The following is a 24,868-nucleotide window of genomic DNA, read 5'->3' as shown; positions in this document are numbered from 1 at the left end:
GAACCCGCCACCGGGAGGTCGTGACAATGGTCGGTCGGGCGCCTGTCGATCGCTGTCACTTCGCGGCCCCGACGGGCACGAGCCGCTTCTCGACAACCGCTGTGGCGCAGCGCTTCCGTTGCGCCCGGCCTTCGCGCCGGCCCGCCGGTAGAGCCCTGCGCGAGGGCCTCCACGGACATACCGGTCCGCGGCATCATGAACCCGTTCTTCGGCCGCCTTTTCCCTCACCTTGGAAAAGGAGCTGGACGCCAGTACGGACTCCCACGACGACACCCCTGAACGAAGCACCGAAAATGCTCGTCGAGCGCCGTGCGGGCGACGGGGCCACCATTACGTCTGATCCGACCAGATCGGGATGAACGATCTCCGAGGTCGCCGCGAATGATTCGCCGGCTCGACCGGACCGCTTCACGAGCGGTGTTCCGGGCGGCTTTCCCCGGGGTGGCGGGACTCCTGGTCACCGCCACCGCCTCACCTCAGGCCAGCTCCCGTACGGCGTCGACGACGAGGTTCCAGAAGCGGTCGACGTCGAGCGTGATCGCCACGTCCACATTGGGCTCCTTGCCGAGCATGTCGTGCAGGTCGACGCAGGTCGCACCGGAGGTGAACTCGCCCTTGGTCTCGACGTCCACGTGGGCACGCCGGACGGTGGCCACGGCGCGGTCGATGAGCAGCGCCACGGTGATCGGGTCGTGCAGGGGCCCTTCCGGCATCCCCTCGACCTTGTCGTAGGTGCTGCAGAAGTAGCGGAGCAGCTCCACGCCGAACGCGCCGGTCCGGTTCCCGATGGCGCCGATCCGGTCGATGACCTCGGCGGTGATCAGGGCCTGGTGCGAGATGTTGAGCCCCACCATGGTGATCGGCAGCCCCGAACGCAGCACGAGGTCGGCGGCCTCCGGGTCGCACCAGGCGTTGAACTCCGGGTAGGCCCCGACATTGCCCCGCCCGGTGGAGCCGCCCATCCACACGATCTCCTTGATCTTCCCGACGAGTTCGGGCTTCTCGCGGAGGAAGAGGGCGATGTTCGTGAGCGGGCCGATCGGGACCAGCGTGACCGGCTCGTCGGCCTCGGCGAGGACGTCGGCAATGAGCTGGAGGGCCGAGCGCCCGTCCAGCGGCACCGTGGGCTCGGGCAGCTCGGGACCGCCGAGCGCGTTCTCGCCGTGGATCCACGTCGCCGGTGTCGCCTTGCGCTCGAGCGGCCCGTCGGCCCCGGCCGCCACCGGGATGCCGGTCACCCCGGCGACGGTGAGCGCGACACGGGCGTTGTAGGTGGTGTGCTCGAGGTAGCCGTTCCCGCTGACCGTGGTGATCGCCCGGATGTCGATGTCCGGGTTGCCGGCGGCCAGCCAGATGGCGAAGACGTCGTCGTGGCCCGGGTCGCAGTCGATGATGACCGGTACAGGCATGGATCTCCCCTTCCGAAGGTGAACATGGCGTGCGTAAACGATTCCACACGCCCTGACGGTCGTCAACCGGAAGGGGTACGACACCGGAAAGGGGCACGGCCCCGCACGCCCACCACGACGTCTGCCGTGGTTGCGGGCGGCGGGGCCGTGCCCCTGATCGCGGAGAACCTACTTCTTGCGCCGCCCGCCGACGGTCGCCTTGAGGTAGTCGTGGTTGAGCTGGGAGATCACGTCGAGCGGGATCTCCTTGGGGCAGGCCGTGGCGCAGGCACCGGTGTTGGTGCAGCCGCCGAAGCCGGCGTCGTCGTGCGTCTCGACCATGTTCACCACGCGGTCCCAGCGCTCCGGCTGACCCTGCGGCATCTCGCCGAGGTGGGTCAGCTTGGCGCCCAGGAAGAGCGACGCCGAGCCGTTGGGGCACGCCGCGACGCACGCGCCGCAGCCGATGCAGGCGGCCGCGGTGAACGAACGGTCCGCCGCCGCCTTCGGCACCGGCGTGGAGTGCGCCTCCGGGGCCGACCCGGTGTTGGCCGAGATGTAGCCACCAGCCTGGATGATCTTGTCGAACGCGCCCCGGTCGACGACCAGGTCCTTGATCACCGGGAACGCGCCGGCGCGGAAGGGCTCGACGGTGATCGTGTCGCCGTCGTTGAACTTCCGCATGTGCAGCTGGCAGGTGGTGGTGGAGCGCTCGGGGCCGTGCGGCTGCCCGTCGATCACCATCGAGCACATGCCGCAGATGCCCTCGCGGCAGTCGTGGTCGAACGCGATGGGCTCGTCGCCCGAGAGGATCAGCTTCTCGTTGAGCACGTCGATGAGCTCGAGGAACGACATGTCCTCCGAGGCGTCCTCGACGGTGTAGTCGACCATGCGGCCCTTGTCGACCGGGTCGTTCTGGCGCCAGACGCGAAGGTTGAGCTTCACTTGTAGCTCCGCTGGGTGGGGTGGACGTACTCGAAGTTCAGCTCTTCCTTGTGCAGCACCGGGGCCGAGCCCGCACCCGTGTACTCCCAGGCCCCCGCGTAGGCGAAGTTCTCGTCGTCACGCTGGGCCTCGCCGTCCTCCGTCTGGCTCTCGCCGCGGAAGTGGCCGCCGCAGGACTCCCTGCGGTGCAGGGCGTCCAGGCACATGAGCTCGCCGAGCTCGATGAAGTCGGCGACCCGGCCGGCCTTCTCGAGGCTCTGGTTGAGCTCCGCCCCCTTGCCGGGGACCTTGACGTTGCTCCAGAACTCGCGGCGCAGCTCGGCGAGGAGGTCGATGGCCTTGAGCAGGCCCTCCTCGGTGCGCTCCATGCCGCAGTAGTCCCACATGATGTGGCCGAGCTCGCGGTGGAACGAGTCCACCGTGCGGGTGCCGTTGATCGACAGGAACTTGTCGATCCGCTCCTTCACCGCGGCCTCGGCCTCGAGGACCTCGGGGGCGTCCGGCGCGACCTCCGGCAGCGTGTTCGACGCCAGGTAGTCGCCGATCGTGACCGGCAGGACGAAGTAGCCGTCCGACAGGCCCTGCATCAGCGCCGAGGCGCCGAGCCGGTTCGCGCCGTGGTCCGAGAAGTTCGCCTCGCCGGCCACGTACATGCCCGGGATGGTGCTCTGCAGGTCGTAGTCGACCCAGAGCCCGCCCATCGTGTAGTGCACGGCCGGGAAGATGCGCATCGGCGTCTCGTAGGGGTTCTCCCCCGTGATCCGCTCGTACATCTCGAAGAGGTTGCCGTACTTGGCTTCCACCGCGCCGCGGCCGAGCCGCTGGATGGCGTCGTCGAAGTCCAGGTAGACACCCAGGCCCGACGGGCCGACGCCGCGCTTCTCGTCGCAGACCTCCTTGGCCGCACGGGACGCGATGTCGCGGGGCACGAGGTTGCCGAAGCTCGGGTACTTGCGCTCGAGGAAGTAGTCGCGCTCGGAGTGCGGGATGTCCTTCGGCTTCCTGGTGTCCCCCAGCGCCTTCGGCACCCACACGCGGCCGTCGTTGCGCAGCGACTCCGACATCAGGGTCAGCTTCGACTGGTGGTCGCCGGAGACCGGGATGCAGGTCGGGTGGATCTGGGTGAAGCAGGGGTTCGCGAACAGGGCGCCCTTGCGGTGCGCGCGCCAGTTGGCGGTGACGTTGCAGCCCTTGGCGTTCGTCGACAGGTAGAAGACGTTGCCGTAGCCGCCGGTCGCGAGGACGACCGCGTCCGCCAGGTGCGAGGAGATCTCGCCGGAGATCATGTCCCGGACGACGACGCCGCGCGCCCGCCCCTCGACGATGATCAGCTCGAGCATCTCGTGGCGGGTGTGCATGTGCACGGTGCCGGCCTTCACCTGGCGCTCGAGCGCCTGGTACGCGCCGATCAGCAGCTGCTGGCCGGTCTGGCCGCGGGCGTAGAAGGTCCGAGAGACCTGCACACCGCCGAACGAGCGGGTGTCCAGCAGGCCGCCGTACTCGCGGGCGAACGGGACGCCCTGCGCCACGCACTGGTCGATGATCTGCCGGGACACCTCGGCGAGGCGGTGCACGTTCGACTCCCGCGCACGGAAGTCGCCGCCCTTCACGGTGTCGTAGAACAGCCGGTAGACCGAGTCGCCGTCGTTGCGGTAGTTCTTCGCCGCGTTGATGCCACCCTGCGCGGCGATCGAGTGCGCCCGGCGCGGGCTGTCCTGGTAGCAGAAGCTCGTGACGTGGTAGCCGGCCTCGCCCAGGGTCGCCGCCGCGGCGCCGCCGGCCAGGCCGGTGCCCACGACGATGATCTTGACCTTGCGCTTGTTGGCCGGGTTGACCAGCTTGACGCCGAACTTGCGGCGCTCCCACCGGGTCTCGATCGGACCGTCGGGAGCGGCCTTGTCGACGACGGGGGTACCGACGGTGTAGTCGGAGTAGCTCATGGCTAGATCCATCCGAACGTGGCGGAGATCGGGACGATCAGGAAGCCGACGATCAGCACGGTGCTGAACACCGTGGCGCCGGTCTTGAGGACCTTCTCGCGGCGGTTGCTGGACTTCCCGAGCGTCTGGACGGCGCTCCACAGACCGTGGCGCAGGTGGAACCAGATCGCCACGAGCGCGAGGACGTACCAGAGCGTGATGTACCAGCGCTCGGGCGTGAAGTCCGCGGTGATGTTCTCGTAGGGCTTGAGGTGCTGGCCGGACGGGTTCACCACGCCGACCGTGAGGTCGAGGATGTGCCAGATGATGAACAGCAGGACGATCACGCCGCCCCAGCGCATGGTGCGCGCCGTGTAGCTGCCCTTCACCTTGTTCCCGGCCGCGTACTTCACCGGGCGGGCGCGCTTGGCGCGCAGCGCCAGCAGCGTCGCCGCCCAGATGTGCCCGACCACCGACAGGGTCAGCGCGATGCGCACCACCCAGACGAAGCCCTCCCAGCCGAGCACCGGCTGCAGGAGTGTGCGGAGCCACTCCGCGTACCCGTTGATCGCCGTCTGCCCCCAGAAGATCTGGAGGTTGCCGATCATGTGCACGACCAGGTACAGCACGAGCACCGCGCCGGACAGCGCCATGATGAACTTGAGCAGGACCGCGGGGATGAGCGGTCTGCGGGCCGCCGGCTTGGCCGCGACCTTCGGCTCTTTCGCCGACCCCTTCGTAGACACCTGTGACGCCACGGGGCAAGTGCACTACTGAGCTACGCGACCGTCCAATGCATGACAGCACGTTGATCCATGCACGTACGCTATACACGTGACACTTCAGCAGCTCGCGTACTTCGCGGCCGTCGCCGACGTGCGCAGCTTCACTCGGGCGGCGGAGATGACGGGCGTGGCTCAGCCCACACTGAGTCGCCAGCTCAGAGCGTTGGAAGACGATCTCGGGGCCCCGCTGGTGAACCGCGGGAAGATCGTCACACTCACCCCGGCGGGCGAGGCCGTCCTGCCGCTCGCCCTCCGCATGCTCGCGGACATGGAGTCCGCGCGCACCGCGGTGGCCGAGCTCGTCGGGCTGCGGACGGGCCGGGTGCGGGTCGGGGCCACCCCGTCGATGTGCCTCGGCCTCCTCGCGGACGTCCTGCGCGAGTTCCACGAGCGCCATCCCGAGATCCACCTGGAGCTGGCGGAGAACGGCTCGCAGTCCCTGGTGCGCTCGCTCGCGCGCGGCGACCTGGACGTCGCGCTGGTGATCGTGCCGCCGTCCGGCGTCGACCAGACCCTGGAGACCCGACCGCTCCTGCGGGAACGGCTCTCCGTCGCCTCGCCCCGCTCCGGCCGCCCGCCGTCGTCGCGGGGCTCGATGACGATCACCGAGCTGTCCCGCCGCCCGCTGGTGATGGTGCGGCAGGGCTACGACCTGCGGGAGGTGACCCTGCAGGCCTACCGGGACGCGGGCGTCACCCCCCGCTTCGCCGTCGAGGGCGGCGAGATGGACGCGATGCTGCGGCTCGTCGAAGCCGGGACGGGGGTGGCGGTGGTGCCGGACCTGGTCTTCGCCGGACGGCCCCGGCTGCGGCGCACGGTGCTGAGCCCCCCGCTCTACCGCACGGTCGCCCTCGCGCGGCGCGCCGACATCGCCCCCACCCACGCCGAGCAGGCCTTCGTCGACACCCTGCTGTCGTCCATCACCGACATCGCGGCCTCGGGAGGGCTGTCGGCGGACGTGCAGGTGCTGCACCGGCCCGAGTGAGCGCTCCCCTGCTCGCGGGGTCGCGGGTCGCGGGTCGCGGGTCGCGGGTCGCGGGTCGCGGGTCGCGGGTCGCGGGTCGCGGGTCGCGGGTCGCGGGTCGCGGGTCGCGGGTCGCGGGTCGCGGGTCGCGGGTCGCGGGTCGCGGGAAGATCACCAGGAGTGCGGATCGTCGGCCACTGGTGGCCGACGATCCGCAGTCTCGGTGATCAAGCGCAGCCCGGGTCGACGCGCCGCCAGGATGATCACCGTCTGCGGTACCTCACGGCCGCCGGTGGCCACGATGCACCGCGTGCAGCGATCACCTCCGCCCCGGCCGCCGGCGCGCTGATGATCACGCGGGGCGGGGCGGGGCGGGGCGGCCATGGGTGGCCGCCCGGTACCGCCCGGGGTGATCGCTCGAGGGGGCAGCGGGGTGATCAGTCGAGGTCGGGCGGGCCGAGCTCCTCGTCCTCCGCGCCGTGCTCGGCCAGGGCGGTGCGGACGACGCCGTAGGCGATGCCGGACGGGTATCCCTTGCGCGCCAACATGCCCACGAGCCGCTGGGCCGCCTTGCGGCGGTCGACGGCGTCGCCGAGGGTCAGGGTGCGGAGCTTGCGGTCGACCAGCTCCCGGGCCCGCGCCGCCTCGGACTCGTCGTCCACCTCGGTGAGCGCCTCGTCGGCGATCTCCTTCGCGACGCCCTTGCGCCGCAGCTCCTGCGCGATCGCCCGGCGGCCGAGGCCGCGGTGCCGGTGACGGGAGCGGACCCAGGCGCCGGCGAAGGCCTCGTCGTCGATCAGGCCGACCTCGTCGAACCGCTCGAGGACGCGCTCGGCGATCTCGTCCGCGACGCCCCGCTGCCGGAGCCGAGCCCCCAGCTCGTGCTTGGTGCGGGCGCTGTCGGTGAGCAGCCGCAGGCAGATCTCCTTGGCGGCCGCCTCCTGCTCCTCGGGGGTGCGGGTGTCCTCCTCGGGCTCCGCCGGAGAGGGTCGTGCCCGCCCACGGGTGCGGCCGCGGCCGCGCGGGCGCGCAGGCCGGTCCGGGTCCGCACCGATCGCGGTGGACTCCCCCGCGTCCCAGGCCGCGGACTCGGTGTCCAGCCCCGGCATGTCGTCGGGCGTCGGGCGCGCTCGACCGGGGCGGGTGGTCCGGCGGCCGGTGCCGGCATCGTCCGATCCGGCCGGGTCCTGCGCCGTCGCGGGATCGGCGCGCCGTCCCGCCGGCGCGGCTCCGTTCGCCGCCCGACCGCCCGCCGCCCGATCACCCGCCGTCCGATCACGCGCTGTCCGATCACCCGCTGTCCGATCACTCGCCGTCCGACCGCCTCGGGCGCGGTCACCCGAGGTCCTGCGGTCCGGGGTCCGGCCGCGTCCGCGCCGGCCGAACCGCAGGTCGTCCATCGTCAGCTGCGGCCCGTCGGCCTCCGGGGCGTCGAGCCGACCCAGCTCGGCGGGGGGCTCACGGTCCGGAGCCGGGGCGAGGGCATCCAGGTCGACGACGACCGGTCCCGCCGCGACAGGTCGGCCCACCACGGCATCGCCCGGCGGAGGACCGGCGCGCCGCTGCCCCGCACCATCGGCGCCGGCGAAGGCGACATCCGCGCTTTCCCCTCCGGCTCCGCGGGCGTCGGCGCCCGCAGCCGCCCGGCGGTCCGTCCGGGTGTCGACCCTTCCGGCGCGAGCCTCTCCGCTGTCGGCCGGGCGAGCCTCAGCGCCCGCTGCCCGGAGGTCCCCGCCGAAGTCGGCGACGGCGAGCCTGCGCTCGCTCCGGTGGGAACCGCCGTTCCCGGAGGGACCGGTCCCCGTCGAATCCGCAGCGCCCTCGGACCCCGCAGCGCCCTCGGACCCCGCAGCGGCTTCCGCATCGCCGGACTGCGGGACGGGGGTCGTCTTCTCGACCAGGGAGTCGAAGGAGGCGATGGCCGGGATCGCCGGGGCGGCCGGGTCCAGGTCGTCCATGCTGAGCCGGTGTGAGGCCGGGGCGGCCGGGAACGGCAGCCCCGGCCCGGACGCGTCCGGATCGGTCGTTCCCCGAGCCGTCGTTCCCCGGGCACTCGTTCCCCCGGCAGCCCGGCCCCGGGCCTGCCTGGTCAGGGCGGGCCGGTCGGGATCATCGGCCGGCCCGCCGGCCCTTCCCACGCTCAGAAGTCGACCGGGGCCGGGAGGGGCTCGACCCGGTCGGCGTCGGCGTCGAGCACCGCGCCGATCCCGAGCTTCTCCTTGATCCGCTTCTCGACCTCGGCCGCGATGTCCGGGTTCTCCTTGAGGAACTTGCGGGCGTTCTCCTTGCCCTGCCCCATCTGGTCGCCCTCGTACGTGTACCAGGCACCCGACTTGCGGATGATGCCCTGCTCCACGCCGACGTCGATCAGGGAGCCCTCGCGGCTGATGCCGACGCCGTAGAGCACGTCGAACTCGGCCTGCTTGAAGGGCGGGGCCACCTTGTTCTTCACGACCTTGACCCGGGTGCGGCTGCCGACCATGTCGGTGCCGTCCTTCAGGGTCTCGATGCGGCGGATGTCCAGGCGGACGGAGGCGTAGAACTTCAGCGCCTTGCCACCCGTCGTGGTCTCGGGGGACCCGAACATCACGCCGATCTTCTCGCGCAGCTGGTTGATGAAGATCATCGTGGTGCCCGAGTTGCTCAGCGCACCGGTGATCTTGCGCAGCGCCTGGCTCATCAGGCGGGCCTGGAGGCCGACGTGGCTGTCGCCCATCTCGCCCTCGATCTCGGCGCGCGGCACGAGCGCGGCCACCGAGTCGATCACGATGATGTCCAGGGCGCCGGAGCGGATCAGCATGTCCGCGATCTCGAGCGCCTGCTCGCCGGTGTCCGGCTGGGAGACCAGCAGCGCATCCGTGTCCACGCCGAGCGCCTTGGCGTACTCGGGGTCGAGCGCGTGCTCCGCGTCGATGAACGCGGCGACGCCGCCCGCGGCCTGGGCGCTGGCGACCGCGTGCAGGGCGACCGTAGTCTTGCCGCTGGACTCCGGGCCGTAGATCTCCACGACGCGCCCGCGCGGGAAGCCACCCACGCCGAGCGCCACGTCGAGCGCGATGGAGCCGGTGGGGATGACGCCGATCGGCGGACGCGTGTCGTCCCCGAGGCGCATCACGGAGCCCTTGCCGTGGTTCTTCTCGATCTGGGCGAGGGCGAGCTGGAGCGCCTTCTCGCGGTCGGGAGTGCTCATCTGGGTACCTCGCTCGATCGGGGTGCGGGACGGTTGTGCGGTGTTCGACGACTTCCGGGGAGCCACGAGAGAGACCGTATTCGGTACCCCCGACAGTTTCCGGAAGCGCATCCCCGCTGTGGACAACCGGCACCGGGTGTGGACAGCACGCTATACGAACACCTGTTCGAGGCCGACCCCGACACGCCGATCGGCTACCCTGCCGCGCCGAGCGGCCCGCGCGACGGGCGGGACAGCGCCGGGACTCAGTCGTCGCGCCCCAGCCGGCGCTCCACCGGCACGTCGTAGGCCACGCAGATGACCTCCCACACCCGTTTCGGGTCGATGCCCGCCGCGATCGCCTGCTCGGCGCTGCGGCCGCCGAGCTCGGCGAACACGTGGTCACGGGCCAGCGAGCCCGCCCTCATCTCGCCGAACTCGTCGTGCATCAGGGTCCGGAACTGGCTCAGTCGCACGGGCCCGAGGGTAGTCACGCGCCCGGATCAGGACGCACCGCGGCGCCGGAACAGCAGGCCGCACCCGGCGACGCCGAGCAGCCCCAGCCCGCCCCACCAGGCCACCGCCAGCCACGGCGCCCCGCCGACCGGCGTCCCGAGCAGCAGCCCGCGGACCGCGTCGATCAGCGGCGTCACCGGTTGGCGCTCCGCGAACCCGCGCAGCACCGCGGGCATCGTCTCCGGCGGGACGAACCCGCTGCTCAGGTACGGCAGGAAGAGCAGCACGAAGGACAGCGCACCGGCCGCCTCGGGGCTCGACACGAGCAGCCCGAACGCCGCGGACAGCGCCGACACCCCCACCATCAGCAGCGCCAGCAGCCCCGCCACCGCGACCCAGTCCCCCACCGACGCCACCGGTCGGAAGCCGAGCAGGAGGGCCACACCGACCACCACCGCCGTCGACACCAGGTTGCGGGCCACGCTGGCCAGCACGTGCCCGATGAGCACCGCGGACCCCACGACCGGCAGGGACCGCACCCGGTCGATCGTCCCCGTCGTCATGTCCCGGTTGACGCCGATCGCGGTCTGGGCCGAGCCGTGCGCCGCACAGAGCACGATCACCCCGGGCACCACGTAGGTGAGGTAGTCCGCCCGGGCGGCCATCGCGCCGCCGAAGACGTACACGAAGACCAGCAGGATCATGATCGGCAGCACGATCGCGACGATCATCGCGTCGATGCTGCGCGCCGAGTGCCGCAGCGAGCGGCCGACGAACGTGCCGACGTCGAGCAGCGGGCCGGGCACGGGCGAGTGGGCGGTCATGCCGGGACACTTTCGGTGAGCGAGAGGAAGACGTCGTCGAGCGTCGGGCGGTGCACGGCCACCCGGAGGACGGGGACGGCGGCCATCGCCCCGAGCAGGTCCCGCACGCCGGCGGCGGTGCCGTCGGTCGGGATGTGGAGCGACAGCGTCTCGGCGTCCGTCCGAGCGGCGAGACCCTGCAGCTCGGCGACCGTCACCGCGTCGGCGAGGGTCGCTTCGTCCGACAGGACGAGCTCGACGGTCTCGCCGCCGATCAGCGACTTGAGCTCGTCGGCGGTGCCCTCGGCGGCGATCCGGCCGTCCGCGAGCACCGCGACGCGGTCGGCGAGCCGGTCCGCCTCCTCCAGGTACTGCGTGGTCAGCAGCACCGTGACGCCGGAGGCCGCGAGCTCCCCGACCGCCGCCCAGACCTCGCGGCGGCTCCGTGGGTCCAGCCCCGTCGTCGGCTCGTCGAGGAACAGGACGACGGGATCGTCGACGAGCCCCAGCGCGATGTCGAGCCGCCGCGCCATGCCGCCGGAGTAGCCGGCGACCCGCCGGTCCGCCGCGTCGACCAGGTCGAAGCGCTCGAGCAGCCGCTGTGCGCGCTCCCGGGCCGCGGCCTTCGTGAGGTGCCGCAGCCGGCCCGTCATCACCAGGTTCTCGCGGCCGGTGAGCACCTCGTCGACCGTCGCCCGCTGGCCGGTGAGGCTGATCGCGCGGCGCACCGCGGCCGGTTCGGCGAGCACGTCGTGGCCTGCGACCACCACCCGTCCGGCGTCCGGCCGCAGCAGCGTGGTGAGGATCTTCACCGTGGTCGTCTTGCCGGCACCGTTGGGCCCCAGCAGGGCGGCGATGCTCCCGCGCGGCACCCCCAGGTCGATGCCCTCCAGGACGTCCGTGCTCCCGAAGGACTTCCGCAGCCCCTCGGCCTCGACCGTGTATGCCATACACTGAGTATATGCCATAAACATCTCGTAGGATCAAGGGCGATGGACGCGATGACGCCGCTGGAAGCGGTCTGGAAGGCGGACCCGGCGCCGGCCTCCCGCGAGGGGCTCTCGCTCGGCCGGATCGTGGCGACCGCGATCGACATCGCCGACGCCGAGGGGCTCGACGGGGTGTCGATGAGCCGCGTCGCGAAGGCGCTGGGGTTCACACCGATGTCGCTGTACCGGCACGTCGGCGGCAAGGAGGAGCTGCTGCTGCACATGCAGGACCGGGCGATCGGGCCGCCCCCGGCCGTGCTCGACCCGGACCCGGACGCCCCGTGGCGCGACGGCCTCGAACGCTGGGCGTGGGCGACCCTGCACCGGATGCGCGCGCACCCGTGGATCCAGCAGATGGTGCCGCAGACGGGCCCGCCGGCGACCCCGAACCAGCTCACCTGGCTGGAGTTCGGGCTGCGCGCGCTCCGTCCCGCGGCCCTCTCCGAGGGAGAGAAGCTGTTCGTGATCCTGCAGCTCAACGCCCTGACCTTCGGCGATCTCACCTTCCACGCGGCCGACCACGCGTCGGCCGAGAACGCCTACGAGGCGCTCTTCGCCCGGTTCCTCACCCCGGACCGCTTCCCCGCCCTGATCGCCGCGTTCACCGGGGGCGCGTTCGCCGAGGGCCCGGATCCCCAGGAGGACCGGGACGCGATGTACCGCTTCGGGCTCGAGCGGATCCTCGACGGCGTCGATACGCTGGTGGAGGGGCGGTGATCGAGGCCGTCTGGGCGGCGCTCGGCGGATCGGCCGGCGAGCTGCGGCGGCTGACGATCAGCGGCCCCGAACGCACCCTGGGCTCCCGTTTCCCGGTGACGGCGTTCGGCACCGCCACGATCGGCGCCGCGCTGCTCGCCGCGTCGGACGGGGACGTCGCGATCGACACCCGGCAGGCCGCCGTCGTGCTGCGCAGCGAGCGGTACCTGCGCCGGGCGGGCGAGGAGCCGAGCAGCCTGTTCGATCCGCTCTCCGCCTTCCACCGCACCGCCGACGGCTGGATCCGACTGCATGCCAACTACCCGTGGCACGCGGCGGCGGCCCGGTCGGTGCTGGGCGACGATCCGGCGGCGGCCATCGGGGACTGGGAGAAGGTGCCGCTGGAGACCGCCCTGCACGAGGCGGGCGGGGTCGCCGCGGCCACCCGGACCGAGGAGGAGTGGGCCGCGACGGAGGCGGGTGCCGCCGCCCGCTCGCTGCCGCTCGTCGACCGTCGGGTGCTCGGCGAGGCGGCGCCGCGTCCGGCCCGGCGCCCGCGCGTCCTCGATCTGACGAGGGTGATCGCCGGGCCCGTCGCCACCCGGACGCTCGCGGTCCACGGGGCGGACGTGCTGCGGATCGACCCGCCGCACCTGCCGGAGATCCCCCACCAGGCCTGGGAGATGCTGCCGGACAAGCGGTCCGCGCTCGCCTCGCTGCCGCTCGAGGACCTGCTGGCCGGGGCCGACGTCGTCGTCACGGGCTACCGGCCGGGGGCGCTGGACCGCTTCGGCATGGCACCCGAGGAGCTGGCGGCGCGCCATCCCGGACTGGTGGTCGTCACGCTGTCGGCGTGGGGGCATCGCGGGCCGTGGGCCGGGCGCCGGGGCTTCGACAGCCTGGTGCAGTCCGCGTGCGGGATCGGGCTGGTGGAGGGCGATCCCGGCGCGCTCCCCGCGCAGGTCCTCGACCACGCGACGGGGTATCTCGGGGCGGCCGGGGCGCTGCTCGCGCTGGCCGAGCAGCGGCGGTCGGGCGGGACGCACCACGTCCGGCTCGCCCTGGCGGGCACGGCGTCGTACCTGCAGCGGCTCCCCCGCACCCCGCCGGGCGCGGAGGACGTCGATCCCGCGCCGTACCTGCAGGAACTGGGCCCGTTCACGATCGCGCGCCCGCCGGGAGCGGGGCTCCGCTGGACCTCCGTCCCGGACTACGGCGGCGCCGCGCCGGAGTGGCTACCCTGACCGGTATGTCCGATCCCACCGGTCTGTCGTCACCGCTGGGCCAGGTCGTGGTCGTGATCATGCTGCTGACCTCGCTCACCCTGCTGATCCGCTGGTGGGTGCAGAACCGCAAGCGCTGAGGCCTTGGCCTGGGCCGGTGCGTCCGGGTTGCCGCCGGCGGTCGCGAGCACGGTCGCGCCCTCGTAGAGCAGGTGCAGCGCGATCCCGGCGCTGGCCGGGTGGCCCTCCGCGAGTGCCCGCGCGACCAGGTGGTCCCGCATCCAGTCCTTCTCCGCGCGGATCACCCGCTCGGCGGGGTGGCCCGTGCCGCCGATCTCGGCGAAGGCGTTGACGAAGCCGCAGCCGCGGTCCTGGTCGACCAGCCAGAGCGCCAGGACGTCGAACACCTCGACCAGCGGCCGGCCGCGCATGTGCTCCTCCAGGAAAGTCTGCCACGCGACGGTGCGTCGCTCCAGGTAGAGCGCGACGAGGGCGTCCTTCGAACCGAAGCGGTCGTACAGCGTCTTCTTCGTGGTGCCGGCGGTCTCGGCGATGAGGTCGACGCCGACCGCGCGAATGCCGTGCCGGTAGAACAGGGCGCTGGCCGCCGTGATCAGCCGCTCGCCCGCGGGGGTGCTCATACACTGCGAGTATACCGACCGGTGTGGTTACGTGCGCTCATGGGTGCGCTGCTGGTGCTGTTCTGGAGCTCGGGATTCGTCGGCGCCGTGTTGGGAACGGGGTACGCGCCCGCGGACACGCTGCTGTCCTGGCGGTACCTGATCGCGGCCACGCTGCTGTGGCTGGTCCTGCTGGCCCGCAGACGGCCGATCCCCCGCGGGGCCTGGTGGCGGCAGGCCGTGCTCGGCGGGCTCGGCCAGGTGCTCTACCTGGGCGGGGTGGTGACGGGCGTGGAGCTCGGCGTGCCGGCGGGCACGGCGGCGCTGGTCGCGGCCCTGCAGCCGCTGGTGGTGTCGATCGCGGCGGCCCCGGTGCTGGGCGAGCGGACCACGGCCCGGCAGCGGATCGGGTTGGCGGCGGGGCTGGCCGGGGTGACCCTGGTCGTGGCGGGCGACCTCGAACCGGGGACGGCGCCCTGGTGGGCCTTCCTGCTCCCCCTCGGCGGGATGCTGGCCCTGTCCGCGGGCACGCTGCTGGAACGGCGACTCGACCCGCCCGAGACCCCACTCGTCGCCCTCACCCTCCAGGTGACGACGGCGGCGGTGCTGTTCTGGCCGGTCACCGCACTGCTGGGGCACGCGGCCCCGCCCGACGCGCCGGGGTTCTGGGGCGCCATCGCGTGGGTGGTGCTGCTGTCGACCTTCGGCGGCTACGGGACCTATCTGCTGGCCCTGCGCCGGTACGGCGCGACCCGGGTGTCGGCGCTGCTCTATCTCACCCCGCCCGTGACGATGGTGTGGACCTTCCTGATGTTCGGCGAGGTGCCGGTCCTGCTGGCCCTGCCCGGCGTCCTGCTCGCCGCCGTGGGGGTCTGGCTGGTGCTCGGGAGCCGGCACGGCGCGAAAACTGTCGGGGGTGCGCTGCATAGTGGTCCCCGTGAGCGCACTGGACGGTTTCTCCCCCGCCACCCGGGACTGGTTCCGGGGCGCCTTCGCCGCGCCCACGGCCGCCCAGGAGGGCGCGTGGCGTGCCGCGCAGGCGGGGAGGAACGCGCTGGTCGTCGCGCCGACGGGCTCGGGTAAGACCCTGGCCGCCTTCCTCTGGGCGCTCGACCGGCTGGCGGTGGCCCCGCCCGCCCCGGCGAAGCAGCGCTGCCGGGTCCTCTACGTCTCGCCGCTCAAGGCCCTGGCGGTCGACGTGCAGCGCAACCTCCGCGCGCCGTTGACGGGGATCCGCCAGGAGTCGCAGCGACGCGGGGAGAAGGCGCCGGACATCACCGTCGGGATGCGCACCGGCGACACCCCGGCGGACGAGCGGCGCCAGTTCGCCCGCACCCCACCGGACGTGCTGGTCACCACCCCGGAGTCGTTGTTCCTGATCCTGACGTCGGCGGCGCGGGACTCGCTGCGGGGCGTCGAGACCGTGATCCTCGACGAGGTGCACGCGGTCGCGGCCACCAAGCGCGGCGCGCACCTCGCGCTCTCCCTGGAGCGGCTCGACGAGCTGCTGGAGAGGCCCGCGCAGCGGATCGGCCTGTCCGCCACGGTCCGCCCGCTCGACGAGGTGTCCACGTTCCTGTCCGGCGCGCGCCCGGTCGAGGTGGTGCAGCCGAAGACCCCCAAGACGATCGAGGTGAGGGTCGAGGTCCCGGTGCCGGACCTCGCGGCGCTCGGCGAGCAGCCCGCCCCCGGCAGCGCGGACGAGGAGGTCATCGGGTCCGCGGCCGGCGGGGCGCAGCGGCCGTCGATCTGGCCGGCGGTGGAGAAGCGCCTGCTCGACCTGGTGCGGGAGCACCGGTCCACGATCGTCTTCTCGAACTCGCGGCGGCTCGCGGAGCGGTTGACGGCGAAGCTGAACGAGCTGGCCGCGTCCGAGGCGGAGGAGGCGGTGGAGCTCGACGACTTCCCCGCCGAGGCGATCGGGCAGTCGGGGGTCGGGGGCGGCGCGCCTCCCGTGATCGCCAAGGCGCACCACGGATCGATGTCCCGCGAGCAGCGCACGCTGGTCGAGGAGGAGCTCAAGTCCGGGCGGCTGCCCTGCGTGGTGGCCACGTCGAGCCTGGAGCTGGGCATCGACATGGGCGCGGTCGACCTGGTGGTCCAGGTGGAGGCGCCGCCCAGCGTGTCGTCCGGGCTGCAGCGCGTCGGGCGCGCGGGGCACCAGGTCGGCGCGGTGTCGAAGGGCGTGGTGTTCCCCAGGTTCCGCGGGGACCTCGTGTCGTGCGCGGTCGTCGCCGAGCGGATGACGTCCGGGGCGATCGAGTCCATGCGCTACCCGCGCAACCCGCTCGACGTGCTGGCCCAGCAGATCGTCGCGATGGTCGCCCTGGAGCCGTGGCAGCTCTCCGACCTCGCCGCAGTGGTGCGCCGGGCGGCCCCGTTCGCGGCCCTGCCGGACTCGGCGCTGCACTCGGTGCTGGACATGCTGGCCGGGCGGTACCCGTCGGAGGAGTTCGGCGAGCTGCGCGCGCGGATCACCTGGGACCGGGTCACCGACCAGCTCGCCGGCCGTCCGGGCGCCCAGCGTCTGGCCGTCACGAGCGGCGGCACGATCCCGGACCGGGGCCTGTTCACGGTGATGACACCCGGGGGTGCGGACGGCGCGGGCTCGCGCGTCGGCGAGCTCGACGAGGAGATGGTCTACGAGTCCCGGGTGGGGGACACGTTCCTGCTCGGCACGTCGAGCTGGCGCGTCGAGGACATCACCCACGACCGCGTGATCGTCACGCCCGCGCCGGGTGAGCCCGCGCGGATGCCGTTCTGGAAGGGCGAGTCCATCGGGCGCCCCCTCGAGCTCGGCCGGGCGATCGGTGCGTTCGTGCGCGAGATGGCCGGGCTGTCGGACGCCGACGCGCGGGCCCGGGCCGCGGACGCCGGGCTCGACGAGTGGGCGATCGACAACCTGGTCGCGTACCTCCGGGAGCAGCAGGAGGCCACCCGGCACGTGCCCAGCGACCGCACGATCCTGGTCGAGCGGTTCCGGGACGAGCTGGGCGACTGGCGGCTGGTCGTCCACTCCCCCTTCGGGTCCCAGGTCAACGGGCCGTGGGCGCTGGCGATCGCCGCGCGGATGCGGGAGCGGCGCGGCGTCGAGGTGCACGCCGCCGGCGCGGACGACGGGATCGTCCTGCGGCTGCCGGACGCGCTCGACGACTCGGGCGCCGAGATCGTCCCCACCGCGGAGGACGTGCTGCTCGATCCCGGTGAGGTCGAGCAGATCGTGGTGGCCGAGCTCGGCGGCTCGTCGCTGTACGCGTCGCGGTTCCGGGAGTGCGCGGCGCGGGCGCTGCTGCTCCCCCGCCGGGACCCCAAGCGCCGCAGCCCCCTGTGGCAGCAACGGCAGCGCTCGGCCCAGCTGCTCGCGGTGGCGGGCAAGTTCGAGCAGTTCCCGATCACCCTGGAAGCCATGCGCGAGTGCGTGCAGGACGTGTACGACCTGCCGGGCCTGCGGGACCTGATGGCCGACATCGGCTCGCGCAAGGTCAAGGTCGTCGAGCTGGCCACGCAGGCGCCGTCGCCCTTCGCCCGCAGCCTGCTGTTCGGCTACATCGGGATGTTCCTCTACGAGATGGACGCCCCGCTGGCCGAACGCCGCGCTGCGGCGCTCTCGCTGGACTCCACTCTGCTGGCCGAGCTGCTCGGTTCCGAGGCGATCCGCGAGCTGCTGGATCCGGAGGTGCTCGCCGAGGTCGAGGCCGCGCTGCAGCGCACGGCGCCGGACCGCCGCGCGCGGGACGCCGAGGGGGCCGCGGACCTGCTGAAGTTCCTCGGCGACCTGTCGGTCGAGGACGGTCGGGCCCGGGGCGTCGCGCCCGAGTGGCTGGCCGATCTGGAGGCGCAGCGCCGAGCGATCCGGGTCCGGATCGCCGGCGAGGAGCGGTTCGTCGCGATCGAGGACGCCGGGCGGGTCCGCGACGCCCTGGGCGCCCCGCTGCCGGTCGGCGTGCCGGAGACCTTCACCGAACCCGTGCCGGACCCGCTCGGCGATCTGGTGCTCCGCTACGCCCGCACACACGGCCCCTTCACCCCGGCGGAGGTGGCCACCCGGTTCGGGCTCGGCGTGGCCGTGGTGCACGGCGTGCTGGACCGGCTCACCGGCACGGGACGGCTGGTGCGCGGCGAGCTGCGCCCCTCGGCCGCCGGCGGTGGCGAGGGCTCGATCGAGTACTGCGACGCCGAGGTCCTGCGGCGGCTGCGGCGGGCGTCCCTGGCGCGGCTGCGGGCCGAGGTCGAGCCCGTCGAGCAGCGGGCGCTCGGGCGGTTCCTGCCGGCGTGGCAGGGCGTGCAGACCGGCGGCGGGGAGCGGCCGGGGAGCCGGCGCGGCAGGATGCGGTCCGCCCCGGGCCCCGAGGACGTGCTGGGCGTGGTCGAGCAGCTGGCCGGGGCTCCGCTGCCCGCGAGCGCGCTGGAGTCGCTGATCCTGCCCGCCCGGCTGCCCGGCTACACGCCCGCGCTGCTCGACGAGCTGACGGCGGCCGGCGAGGTGACGTGGACCGGCTGCGGCCCGCTCGCCGGCAGCGACGGCTGGCTCGCGGTCGCACCGGCGGACGTGGCGGACCTGCTGCTGCCCGAGCCGGATCTCGACGTGGCCGGCACTCCCCTGCACCGGGCGCTGCTGTCGGTGCTGGGCATGCCGGAGCTGGGCGAGCCCGCGCTGGGCGGCGGAGCGCTGTTCTTCCGGCAGCTCGCCGATCTGGCTGCGCGGGTGCTGCTCACCGAGGGCGCGGTGGGCCTCGACGGCTCTGTCGGTTCTGGTGACCCGGCCGGCACCGGCGGTTCGTCGGGTCCTGATGGCTCGACCGGCTCGCGTGGTCCGGCCGGCCCCCGTGGTTCGGCCGGCTCCGGGGGCTCAGCCGGCTCCGGGGGCTCAGCCGGCTCCGGGGGGCCGACCGGTTCGGGTGGCGTGCTCGGTTCCGGGGGCGTGCTCGGTTCCGGCGGCTCCGGTGGCTCGACCCGGGCCGCGCCGACGGACGCCGAGACCGAGGCCGCGATCTGGGACCTGGTCTGGGCCGGGCTCCTCACGAACGACACCCTCGGTCCGCTGCGCGCCCGGCTCGGCGGCGGGGGTACGCGCTCCCGCGGACCGGCGCACCGCACCCGCCGCACCGCCGCCCGTGGCCGGTACGCGCAGCTCCGGGCGGCGCGGCCGCAAATGCCCTCGCGCACGGGCCCGCCCTCCGTCGGCGGCCGCTGGGCACTCGCGGTGGATCGGGAACCGGATCCGACGCGGCGCGCCCACGCGAAGGCGGAGGCCTTCCTGGAGCGGCACGGGGTGCTCACCCGCGGAGCGCTGGGCACGGAGCGGGTCAGCGGCGGCTTCGCCGCCGTGTACAAGGTGTTGCGCGCCATGGAGGACTCCGGCCGGGTCCGGCGCGGGTACGTGGTGGAGGGGCTGGGCGCGGCACAGTTCGCGGTCCCCGGCGCGATCGACCGCCTCCGCGCACTGTCCACACCGGACGGTTCTCCGATCGGAGCGCTCGGCTCGGGCTTCGGACCCTCGACGGACGATGTCCCGGAGCCCGGATCGGTTGCGGGACAGGATGATCGGGGGAACCCCGCGAGGGGGATCGCCCCCGCATACAGTGCCGAGGTCCGAGTGGGGTCCACATCGGATCTCGGTTTGGAGTCCACGGCGGGACCCTTCGGCCCGGGCTCCGCCCGGGAGCTCACCGCGGGCTCCGCGGAGGCACCCCTCGGCGGAGCAGAGGACGGTGCGCCGCCGGTCCCGGCGGACGGCGCGGCCCCCACGGGCTGGTCACCGCACCGGGGCCCTGGCGACCCGGCCCTCGCCGCACCCGGTGCGGTGAGGGCGGGCGGGCAGGGCGACCGAGCCGGAGCCGACGGGCACGCCGAGGCCGATACGGGCGCGGACACCAGCGCAGGCACTGGCGCCGGCATCCGGTCCGGCCCGGGCGCCGTGCCCGGATCCGGTGCCGGGAACGGAATCGGCGCCCTCGGCGCCGAAACCGAACTCGACGGAGCCCTCGAGCCCGACAGCGCCGGCGGGGTCGACAGCGCCGCCGAACCCGACGGAGCCCTCGAACCCGACGGCGCCGGCGAACCCGACGCCCGGACAGGTGCCGGTGCCGACCAGCAGGACAGCCAGGTGTGGACGCCGCACCGCGGACCCGGTGATCCCGCCGGGGAAACCCAGGTCTGGCCTGCGCGCGGGTCCGGGGGCGGGGGTCCTGCTCGCCCGGGCAGCCCCGGGCGGCCCGGGGGCGGGGCCTGGGGGGCTCCCCGCGGACCCGAGCCGGCGGGCGCCCAGCTGTCCCGGGTGGTGCTGGCGGCCGCGGATCCCGCCCAGCCCTACGGGGCAGCGCTGCCGTGGCCCGCGACGGTGGGCGACTCGAAGCACCGGCCGGGGCGGAAGGCCGGGGCGCTCGTCGTGCTCGTCGACGGCGGTCCCGCGCTCTACGTCGAGCGGGGCGGCAAGTCGCTGCTCTCCTTCACCACGGAGCGCGAGGAGCTCTCCGCCGCCGCGCACGCCCTGGCGGGCGCGGTGCACGAGGGCTGGCTGGGCTCGCTCGCCGTGGAGAAGGCCGACGGCGGCGAGGCGCTGGGCTCGGACCTCGCCGACGTCCTCACCGAGGCGGGCTTCCGCGTCACCCCGAAGGGCCTGCGCCTGCGCGCCTGATCCCGACCGGCGTCCGACCATGCGGTGGCCGCTGAGAGCGCCCTGCCCGGGACGCACCACCTGCCGGGTAGCGCCCGGGCGGCCGCGGCATGATCGACCGAGGCGTGGATCCGCCGGCCGTCGCCGGACGGATCGTGCCCGACAGCTGTCCCACCGTCACAGGAGGTTCCGTGACCACCGAGTACGCCCTCGATCCCGAGCTCGCCGAGGCCCTGCCCGCGCTCCCGCCGGTGGACCTCGGTGACATCGCGGCGGCGCGGATCGCCCAGCGCGAGCGCCGGGCCGGGCTGCCGGCGCCGGACGAGTCCGGGGTGACCGTCTCGGAGATCGTGGTGCCGGGCCCCGACGGTGCGCCGGACGTCCCCCTGCGGATCTACGTCCCGGACGAGCGGTCCGGGCCGGTCGGTGTCTACGACGTCCACGGCGGCGGTTTCGTGGTGGGAGACCTCGACGGCTCGCACGCGCGGAACCTCGCGATCGCGCGGGACGTCGGGGCGGTGGTCGTGACCGTCGACTACCGGCTCGCGCCCGAGACGCCGTTCCCCGGCCCGCTCGAGGACTGCTTCGCCGGCCTGAGCTGGTTCGCCGCCAACGCGGCCGATGTCGGGGTGGACCCCGGGCGCATCGCGATCCACGGGTCCAGCGCCGGGGGCGGGCTCTGTGCCGGGCTCGCGTTGATGGCCCGCGACCGCGGTGGCCCCGCGATCCGCTTCCAGTTCCTCGCGGTCCCCGAGCTCGACGACCGCCTCGAGACGCCCAGCATGCGCGCCTACACCGACACCCCCGTGTGGCACCGGCCGCACGCGATCGTCAGCTGGAACTCCTACGTCGGCGCGGACGCCCGCGGCGGCCCGGACGTCTCCCCCTACGCCGCGCCCGCCCGCGCCACCGACCTCGCCGGGCTGCCGCCCGCGTACGTGTCGGTGATGGCCTTCGACCCGCTCCGCGACGAGGGCATCGCCTACGCGCTGGCCCTGCAGGCCGCGGGCGTGCCGGTCGAGCTACACCTGTTCCCCGGCACCTTCCACGGCTCGGCGACCATCACGGGCGCCGCGATCTCGCAGCGGGAGCAGTCCGAACGGATCGCCCTCCGCCGCGGCCTGGGCGTCTGACACAGGATGATCGTCGCTTCGGACCCATCCACGCCGGATACGGCGCCGATGAGTCCGAAGCGACGATCATGGTGCGGCGGGAGCGCGCTCAGAGCGCGGAGCCGGCCTTCCACTGCGGCCAGGTGAGCTCCCAGTCGCCGTAGGTGTCGTAGACCGGCAGCGCCGGACCGCCCGAGTTCGTGATCTCGACGACGTCGCCGATGCCGAAGTGGTCGAAGAACCACTGGGCGTCGGCCGGGGCGAGGTTCACGCAGCCGTGCGAGACGTTCGAGTTGCCCTGCTGGCCCACCGACCACGGGGCGGAGTGCACGAACTCGCCGTCGTTGGAGATCCGCAGGTCGAGATCGACCTTCTCCTTGTAGTACCCCGGCTGACCTGCGCAGACGCCGTAGGTGCAGGAGTCCATGATGATCGACGGCTGCTTGTCCGAGATCACGTGCGGGCCGGTGTGCGAGGGGAAGCCGGGCGAGCCGAGGCTGATCTTCATGGTCTTGACCAGCTGGCCGTTGTCGAAGATCTGCATGGACTCCGAGGCGCCGTCGGCCTTGGCCACCCACGCGTCGTGCACCTTGAGCGTCATGGTGCGGTCGGTCTGGCCGTACGTGCCGTTGCCCAGGTCGACGCCGTACATGTCGGCCTTCACCGTGAGCGTGCTGCCGGGCTGCCAGTAGGCCTGCGGGCGGTAGTGGACCTCGGTGTTGGAGATCCAGTACCAGCCGCCGGTCTGCGCCGGGCTGGAGGTGACGGTCAGGGCCTTCTCGGCGGCCGCACGGTCCGTGATCGGGTGGTCGAACCGCACGACGATCGGCTGCCCGACCCCGACCGTCGGCACCGAGTTGGGTGCCGGGACGAAGGACGGGTAGGCCTGCAGCTTCGGCGAGACGGTGCTGACCGTGCCGTCCGTGTGGTGGGAGGCGCCGTCCGAGCCGACCGCGTCGACACCGACGGCGTAGGTGGCGCCGTAGGCGAGGTCCCCCGTCGAGCTCCAGCCGCGCGTGTCCTTGGTGAGAGCGCCCTCGACGGCCTTGCCGGTGGCCTGGTTGGTCACGTGCACGGCCTGCACCGTGCCGTCCGTGACCGCGACCTCGATCGGCGTCGACGGGTTCAGCGCGGTGCCCTGATCCGGGGTGATGTGGACGACGGGGGCGGGGGCCGCGAGGGCCTTCGGCGCGTCCGCGACGGGGCTGAGACCGTCCGGCACCAACGCGCCCGCCATCGCGTCCGGATGGACGCCCACCATGATCCCGAGGCCCAGCACGACCACGGTCGCAATGCCCAGTGCGGCCGTACCCCACCGCCGCGACGCCTTCATATCCGTCGAGTCCTCCCGTCGTCCCGCACCCATTCTCACCCGACCGGGGCTGCCCCGGCGCACCGGTGCACGGACGTCCGAAAGGGGTGTTTTCCCTGGTGGGCGAATCGGACGATCAGGAGGAACCCAGCGCGGACACGAGCGCCTTCAGCCCCTGCTGCATCGCCGCCAGGTCGGGCCCGCACACCGCCGCGGGCCCGGCCTTCGCCCCCGCGACGGGTGTGCAGACGTCCTGGGTGAAACGGTTGACCGCATCGTCGGTGTCCGCCGCGGCCTGGGTGACGGCGGCTCCGGACCTCACCGAGCCGGCCTCCGCCCGGGCGGCCGGCACGATGTTCTGCACCTCGCGCACGAACCGCGCGCAGTTCGGGAAGATCTGCGCCGGCTGCTGGGTCGCGCACTCGTCCTGGACGATCGACGCGAGCTTGGTCTGCAACGCGGGCAGGGTCGCGCTCGGGGCGCCGTTGCCGCCGGAGGCGGCGGCGTGGGTGGTCGGGGCGCCGCAGCCGGCGAGCAGACCGGCCGCCAGCAGGCCGGCCGCCGCGAGGCGGGTCGAACGGGAGGGACGCACCTCCCGACCCTAGGCCTGTCCGGTTCCTGCGGTCCGGACGGGCTTCGAGCGAGGAGAACCGGGCTTCCGGGCCGCCTGCTTCTGTGCCGCCTGCTTCGGGGCCGCCTCCTTCCGGGCCGGGTGCTGTGCCGCCTGCTTCGGGGCCGCCTGCTTCGGGGCCACGTGCGTCCGGGTCACGGGCTTCGCGCCCGGGCGCGGCGCGACCGGCTTCTGGCCCGGCTTCGGACCTCGCGCCGACTCCGCCACCGCAACCACCGGGGGCAGCGCCGCCTCCTCGCGGTCCAGCTTCTTCGTGATCAGGTGCTGCTGCGCGAGCGTCCAGGCGTTGCCCGTGAGCCAGTAGACGAGGATCGCGATCGGGAAGGCGAAGAACAGCCCGCCGGCCACCACGCCGAGCGGGAAGAGCCACGGGAACAGCTTCATGATCCCGGCGCCGGGCGTGGCCGGGTCGAGCTGCTGGCGGCGCTGCGACCACCGGGCCGTGACGTGCGTGGCGACGGCCGCGGCGAGGATCAGCGGCACCGCCACCACGACGACGTGCCAGCGGTCGACGTGCGCGCCGAACGAGTCGAGCAGGTTCTGCGGCATGGCGATGTACGACGACAGCGGCGCCCCGAACAGCCGGGCCTCGAGGAAGGAGCGCACCTCGTCCGGGCCGAAGACGTAGTTCGGCAGCGCCGCGTTCTGCTCGAAGGACAGGCCGGGGCGGTTGAAGTACCGCAGCACGTGCAGCAGCGCGATGAACACCGGCACCTGCACCAGCGCGGGCAGGAAGGACCCCAGCGGCGAGACCCCGTGCTCGCGATGGAGCTTCTGGGTCTCCTCCGCGAGCTTCACCCGGTCCTTGCCGTGCTTCTTCCGCAGCTCGGCGATGTGCGGGGCGAGCCGGCGCATCTTCTGCGCGGACCGCATCTGGCTCAGCACGGGCTTGATCATCAGCGCCCGCAGGGTCAGGACGAGGAAAACCACCGACAGCGCCCACGCCACCCCGTTGCTGGGGCCGAGGACCAGGCCGAACACCTGGTGCCAGAACCACATGACGGCGGACACGGGGTAGTACAGGAAATCGAGCACGACGCACCTCCACCTCCCGGCGAGGGAGGGAGATCAGGGATCGGGGAACCGGCGGCAGCGGTCGAGCCGCTGCGGCGGAGCTCCTGACGGGTCCCCGTCGAGGTCGCGCCGCTCCGGGCGGATGCCCTGCACGGCGGAGGCCGGCCCTCGAACCGGACGTATCCGGGCCGTGCCGACACCACAGCAGGGCGCCGCCCGGGGCGAC

General features: G+C 73.4%; 18 protein-coding genes and 1 pseudogene. 6 read left to right on the top strand and 13 right to left on the bottom strand.

Translation table 11 applies throughout. The features are described from left to right. Nucleotides 1–476 precede the first annotated feature (476 nt). The 4 genes from ABD324_RS02690 to ABD324_RS02675 all read right to left on the bottom strand — a co-directional run bounded on the left by ABD324_RS02690 (nucleotide 477) and on the right by ABD324_RS02675 (nucleotide 4,998). The gene (locus tag ABD324_RS02690) at nucleotides 477–1,409 is read right to left on the bottom strand and encodes a nucleoside hydrolase (RefSeq protein ID WP_344411923.1); all 933 of its coding nucleotides are present in this window, start codon (nucleotides 1,407–1,409) and stop codon (nucleotides 477–479) included. Between the two features lie 168 nt (nucleotides 1,410–1,577). Next, complete coding sequence (locus ABD324_RS02685; RefSeq protein WP_344411921.1) at nucleotides 1,578–2,333, bottom strand: succinate dehydrogenase/fumarate reductase iron-sulfur subunit; 756 nt, start codon at nucleotides 2,331–2,333, stop codon at nucleotides 1,578–1,580. Then, nucleotides 2,330–4,273: a fumarate reductase/succinate dehydrogenase flavoprotein subunit gene (locus ABD324_RS02680; protein WP_344411919.1), complete on the bottom strand. Its 1,944-nt coding sequence runs from the start codon at nucleotides 4,271–4,273 to the stop codon at nucleotides 2,330–2,332. Before ABD324_RS02680 ends, ABD324_RS02685 begins: the two co-directional genes overlap by 4 nt. Before the next feature lie 2 nt (nucleotides 4,274–4,275). Next, nucleotides 4,276–4,998 carry a succinate dehydrogenase cytochrome b subunit gene (locus tag ABD324_RS02675; protein WP_344411917.1) on the bottom strand — a complete coding sequence of 241 codons (723 nt, stop codon included), beginning with the start codon at nucleotides 4,996–4,998 and terminating at the stop codon, nucleotides 4,276–4,278. Between the two features lie 88 nt (nucleotides 4,999–5,086). Here ABD324_RS02675 and ABD324_RS02670 point away from each other — a divergent pair, with 88 nt between their 5' ends. Then, nucleotides 5,087–6,022: a LysR family transcriptional regulator gene (locus ABD324_RS02670; protein WP_344411915.1), complete on the top strand. Its 936-nt coding sequence runs from the start codon at nucleotides 5,087–5,089 to the stop codon at nucleotides 6,020–6,022. A gap of 416 nt (nucleotides 6,023–6,438) precedes the next feature. Here the strand turns inward: ABD324_RS02670 and ABD324_RS02665 are convergent, their stop codons facing one another. The 5 genes from ABD324_RS02665 to ABD324_RS02645 form a co-directional block, all read right to left on the bottom strand. Then, a complete protein-coding gene (locus ABD324_RS02665) occupies nucleotides 6,439–7,110 on the bottom strand; it encodes a regulatory protein RecX (protein ID WP_344411913.1) in 672 nt (223 codons plus the stop codon). Between the two features lie 1,031 nt (nucleotides 7,111–8,141). Further along, nucleotides 8,142–9,191: a recombinase RecA gene (gene recA / locus ABD324_RS02660; protein ID WP_344411910.1), complete on the bottom strand. Its 1,050-nt coding sequence runs from the start codon at nucleotides 9,189–9,191 to the stop codon at nucleotides 8,142–8,144. Nucleotides 9,192–9,436: 245 nt separating this feature from the next. After that, nucleotides 9,437–9,646, bottom strand: coding sequence for a DUF3046 domain-containing protein (locus ABD324_RS02655; RefSeq protein ID WP_344411908.1), 210 nt, complete (start codon nucleotides 9,644–9,646; stop codon nucleotides 9,437–9,439). A 27-nt stretch (nucleotides 9,647–9,673) separates the two neighbouring features. Continuing rightward, nucleotides 9,674–10,450, bottom strand: coding sequence for an ABC transporter permease (locus tag ABD324_RS02650; protein WP_344411906.1), 777 nt, complete (start codon nucleotides 10,448–10,450; stop codon nucleotides 9,674–9,676). Next, nucleotides 10,447–11,379, bottom strand: a complete 933-nt coding sequence (locus ABD324_RS02645) for an ATP-binding cassette domain-containing protein (protein ID WP_344411904.1) — start codon at nucleotides 11,377–11,379, stop codon at nucleotides 10,447–10,449. Before ABD324_RS02645 ends, ABD324_RS02650 begins: the two co-directional genes overlap by 4 nt. Before the next feature lie 42 nt (nucleotides 11,380–11,421). Here ABD324_RS02645 and ABD324_RS02640 point away from each other — a divergent pair, with 42 nt between their 5' ends. Together ABD324_RS02640 and ABD324_RS02635 are read left to right on the top strand one after the other, a co-directional pair. Continuing rightward, nucleotides 11,422–12,135 (top strand): TetR/AcrR family transcriptional regulator, encoded by a 714-nt coding sequence (locus ABD324_RS02640; RefSeq protein ID WP_344411902.1) that lies wholly within the window; start codon nucleotides 11,422–11,424, stop codon nucleotides 12,133–12,135. Next, nucleotides 12,132–13,358 carry a CoA transferase gene (locus ABD324_RS02635; RefSeq protein WP_344411900.1) on the top strand — a complete coding sequence of 409 codons (1,227 nt, stop codon included), beginning with the start codon at nucleotides 12,132–12,134 and terminating at the stop codon, nucleotides 13,356–13,358. Before ABD324_RS02640 ends, ABD324_RS02635 begins: the two co-directional genes overlap by 4 nt. Before the next feature lie 29 nt (nucleotides 13,359–13,387). On the opposite strand, the gene ABD324_RS02630 is transcribed toward ABD324_RS02635, so the two are convergent. After that, nucleotides 13,388–13,978, bottom strand: coding sequence for a TetR/AcrR family transcriptional regulator (locus tag ABD324_RS02630; RefSeq protein ID WP_344411898.1), 591 nt, complete (start codon nucleotides 13,976–13,978; stop codon nucleotides 13,388–13,390). 39 nt (nucleotides 13,979–14,017) lie between these two features. On the opposite strand from ABD324_RS02630, the pseudogene ABD324_RS02625 reads away from it, so the two are divergent. The 3 genes and pseudogenes from ABD324_RS02625 to ABD324_RS02615 all read left to right on the top strand — a co-directional run. Continuing rightward, nucleotides 14,018–14,830, top strand: a pseudogene (locus tag ABD324_RS02625) (DMT family transporter); the annotation flags it as partial. A 64-nt stretch (nucleotides 14,831–14,894) separates the two neighbouring features. Beyond that, entirely contained in the window at nucleotides 14,895–20,594 is a 5,700-nt protein-coding gene (locus ABD324_RS02620) for an Lhr family helicase (protein ID WP_344411896.1), read from the top strand. Between the two features lie 170 nt (nucleotides 20,595–20,764). Further along, a complete protein-coding gene (locus ABD324_RS02615) occupies nucleotides 20,765–21,706 on the top strand; it encodes an alpha/beta hydrolase (RefSeq protein WP_344411894.1) in 942 nt (313 codons plus the stop codon). 88 nt (nucleotides 21,707–21,794) lie between these two features. Here ABD324_RS02615 and ABD324_RS02610 read toward each other — a convergent pair whose 3' ends face one another. The 3 genes from ABD324_RS02610 to yidC all read right to left on the bottom strand — a co-directional run bounded on the left by ABD324_RS02610 (nucleotide 21,795) and on the right by yidC (nucleotide 24,663). Continuing rightward, on the bottom strand, nucleotides 21,795–23,018 hold the full coding sequence (locus tag ABD324_RS02610; protein WP_344411892.1) for a L,D-transpeptidase: 1,224 nt from the start codon (nucleotides 23,016–23,018) through the stop codon (nucleotides 21,795–21,797). 115 nt (nucleotides 23,019–23,133) lie between these two features. Beyond that, nucleotides 23,134–23,589: a hypothetical protein gene (locus tag ABD324_RS02605; protein WP_344411891.1), complete on the bottom strand. Its 456-nt coding sequence runs from the start codon at nucleotides 23,587–23,589 to the stop codon at nucleotides 23,134–23,136. 9 nt (nucleotides 23,590–23,598) lie between these two features. Further along, complete coding sequence (yidC, locus tag ABD324_RS02600; protein WP_344411890.1) at nucleotides 23,599–24,663, bottom strand: membrane protein insertase YidC; 1,065 nt, start codon at nucleotides 24,661–24,663, stop codon at nucleotides 23,599–23,601. Between the last annotated feature and the right edge of the window lie 205 nt (nucleotides 24,664–24,868).

It is taken from the genome of Pseudonocardia ailaonensis, from assembly GCF_039531635.1.
Classification (GTDB): Bacteria; Actinomycetota; Actinomycetes; order Mycobacteriales; family Pseudonocardiaceae; genus Pseudonocardia; species Pseudonocardia ailaonensis.
This window is presented reverse-complemented; position numbering and strand designations above follow the sequence as displayed.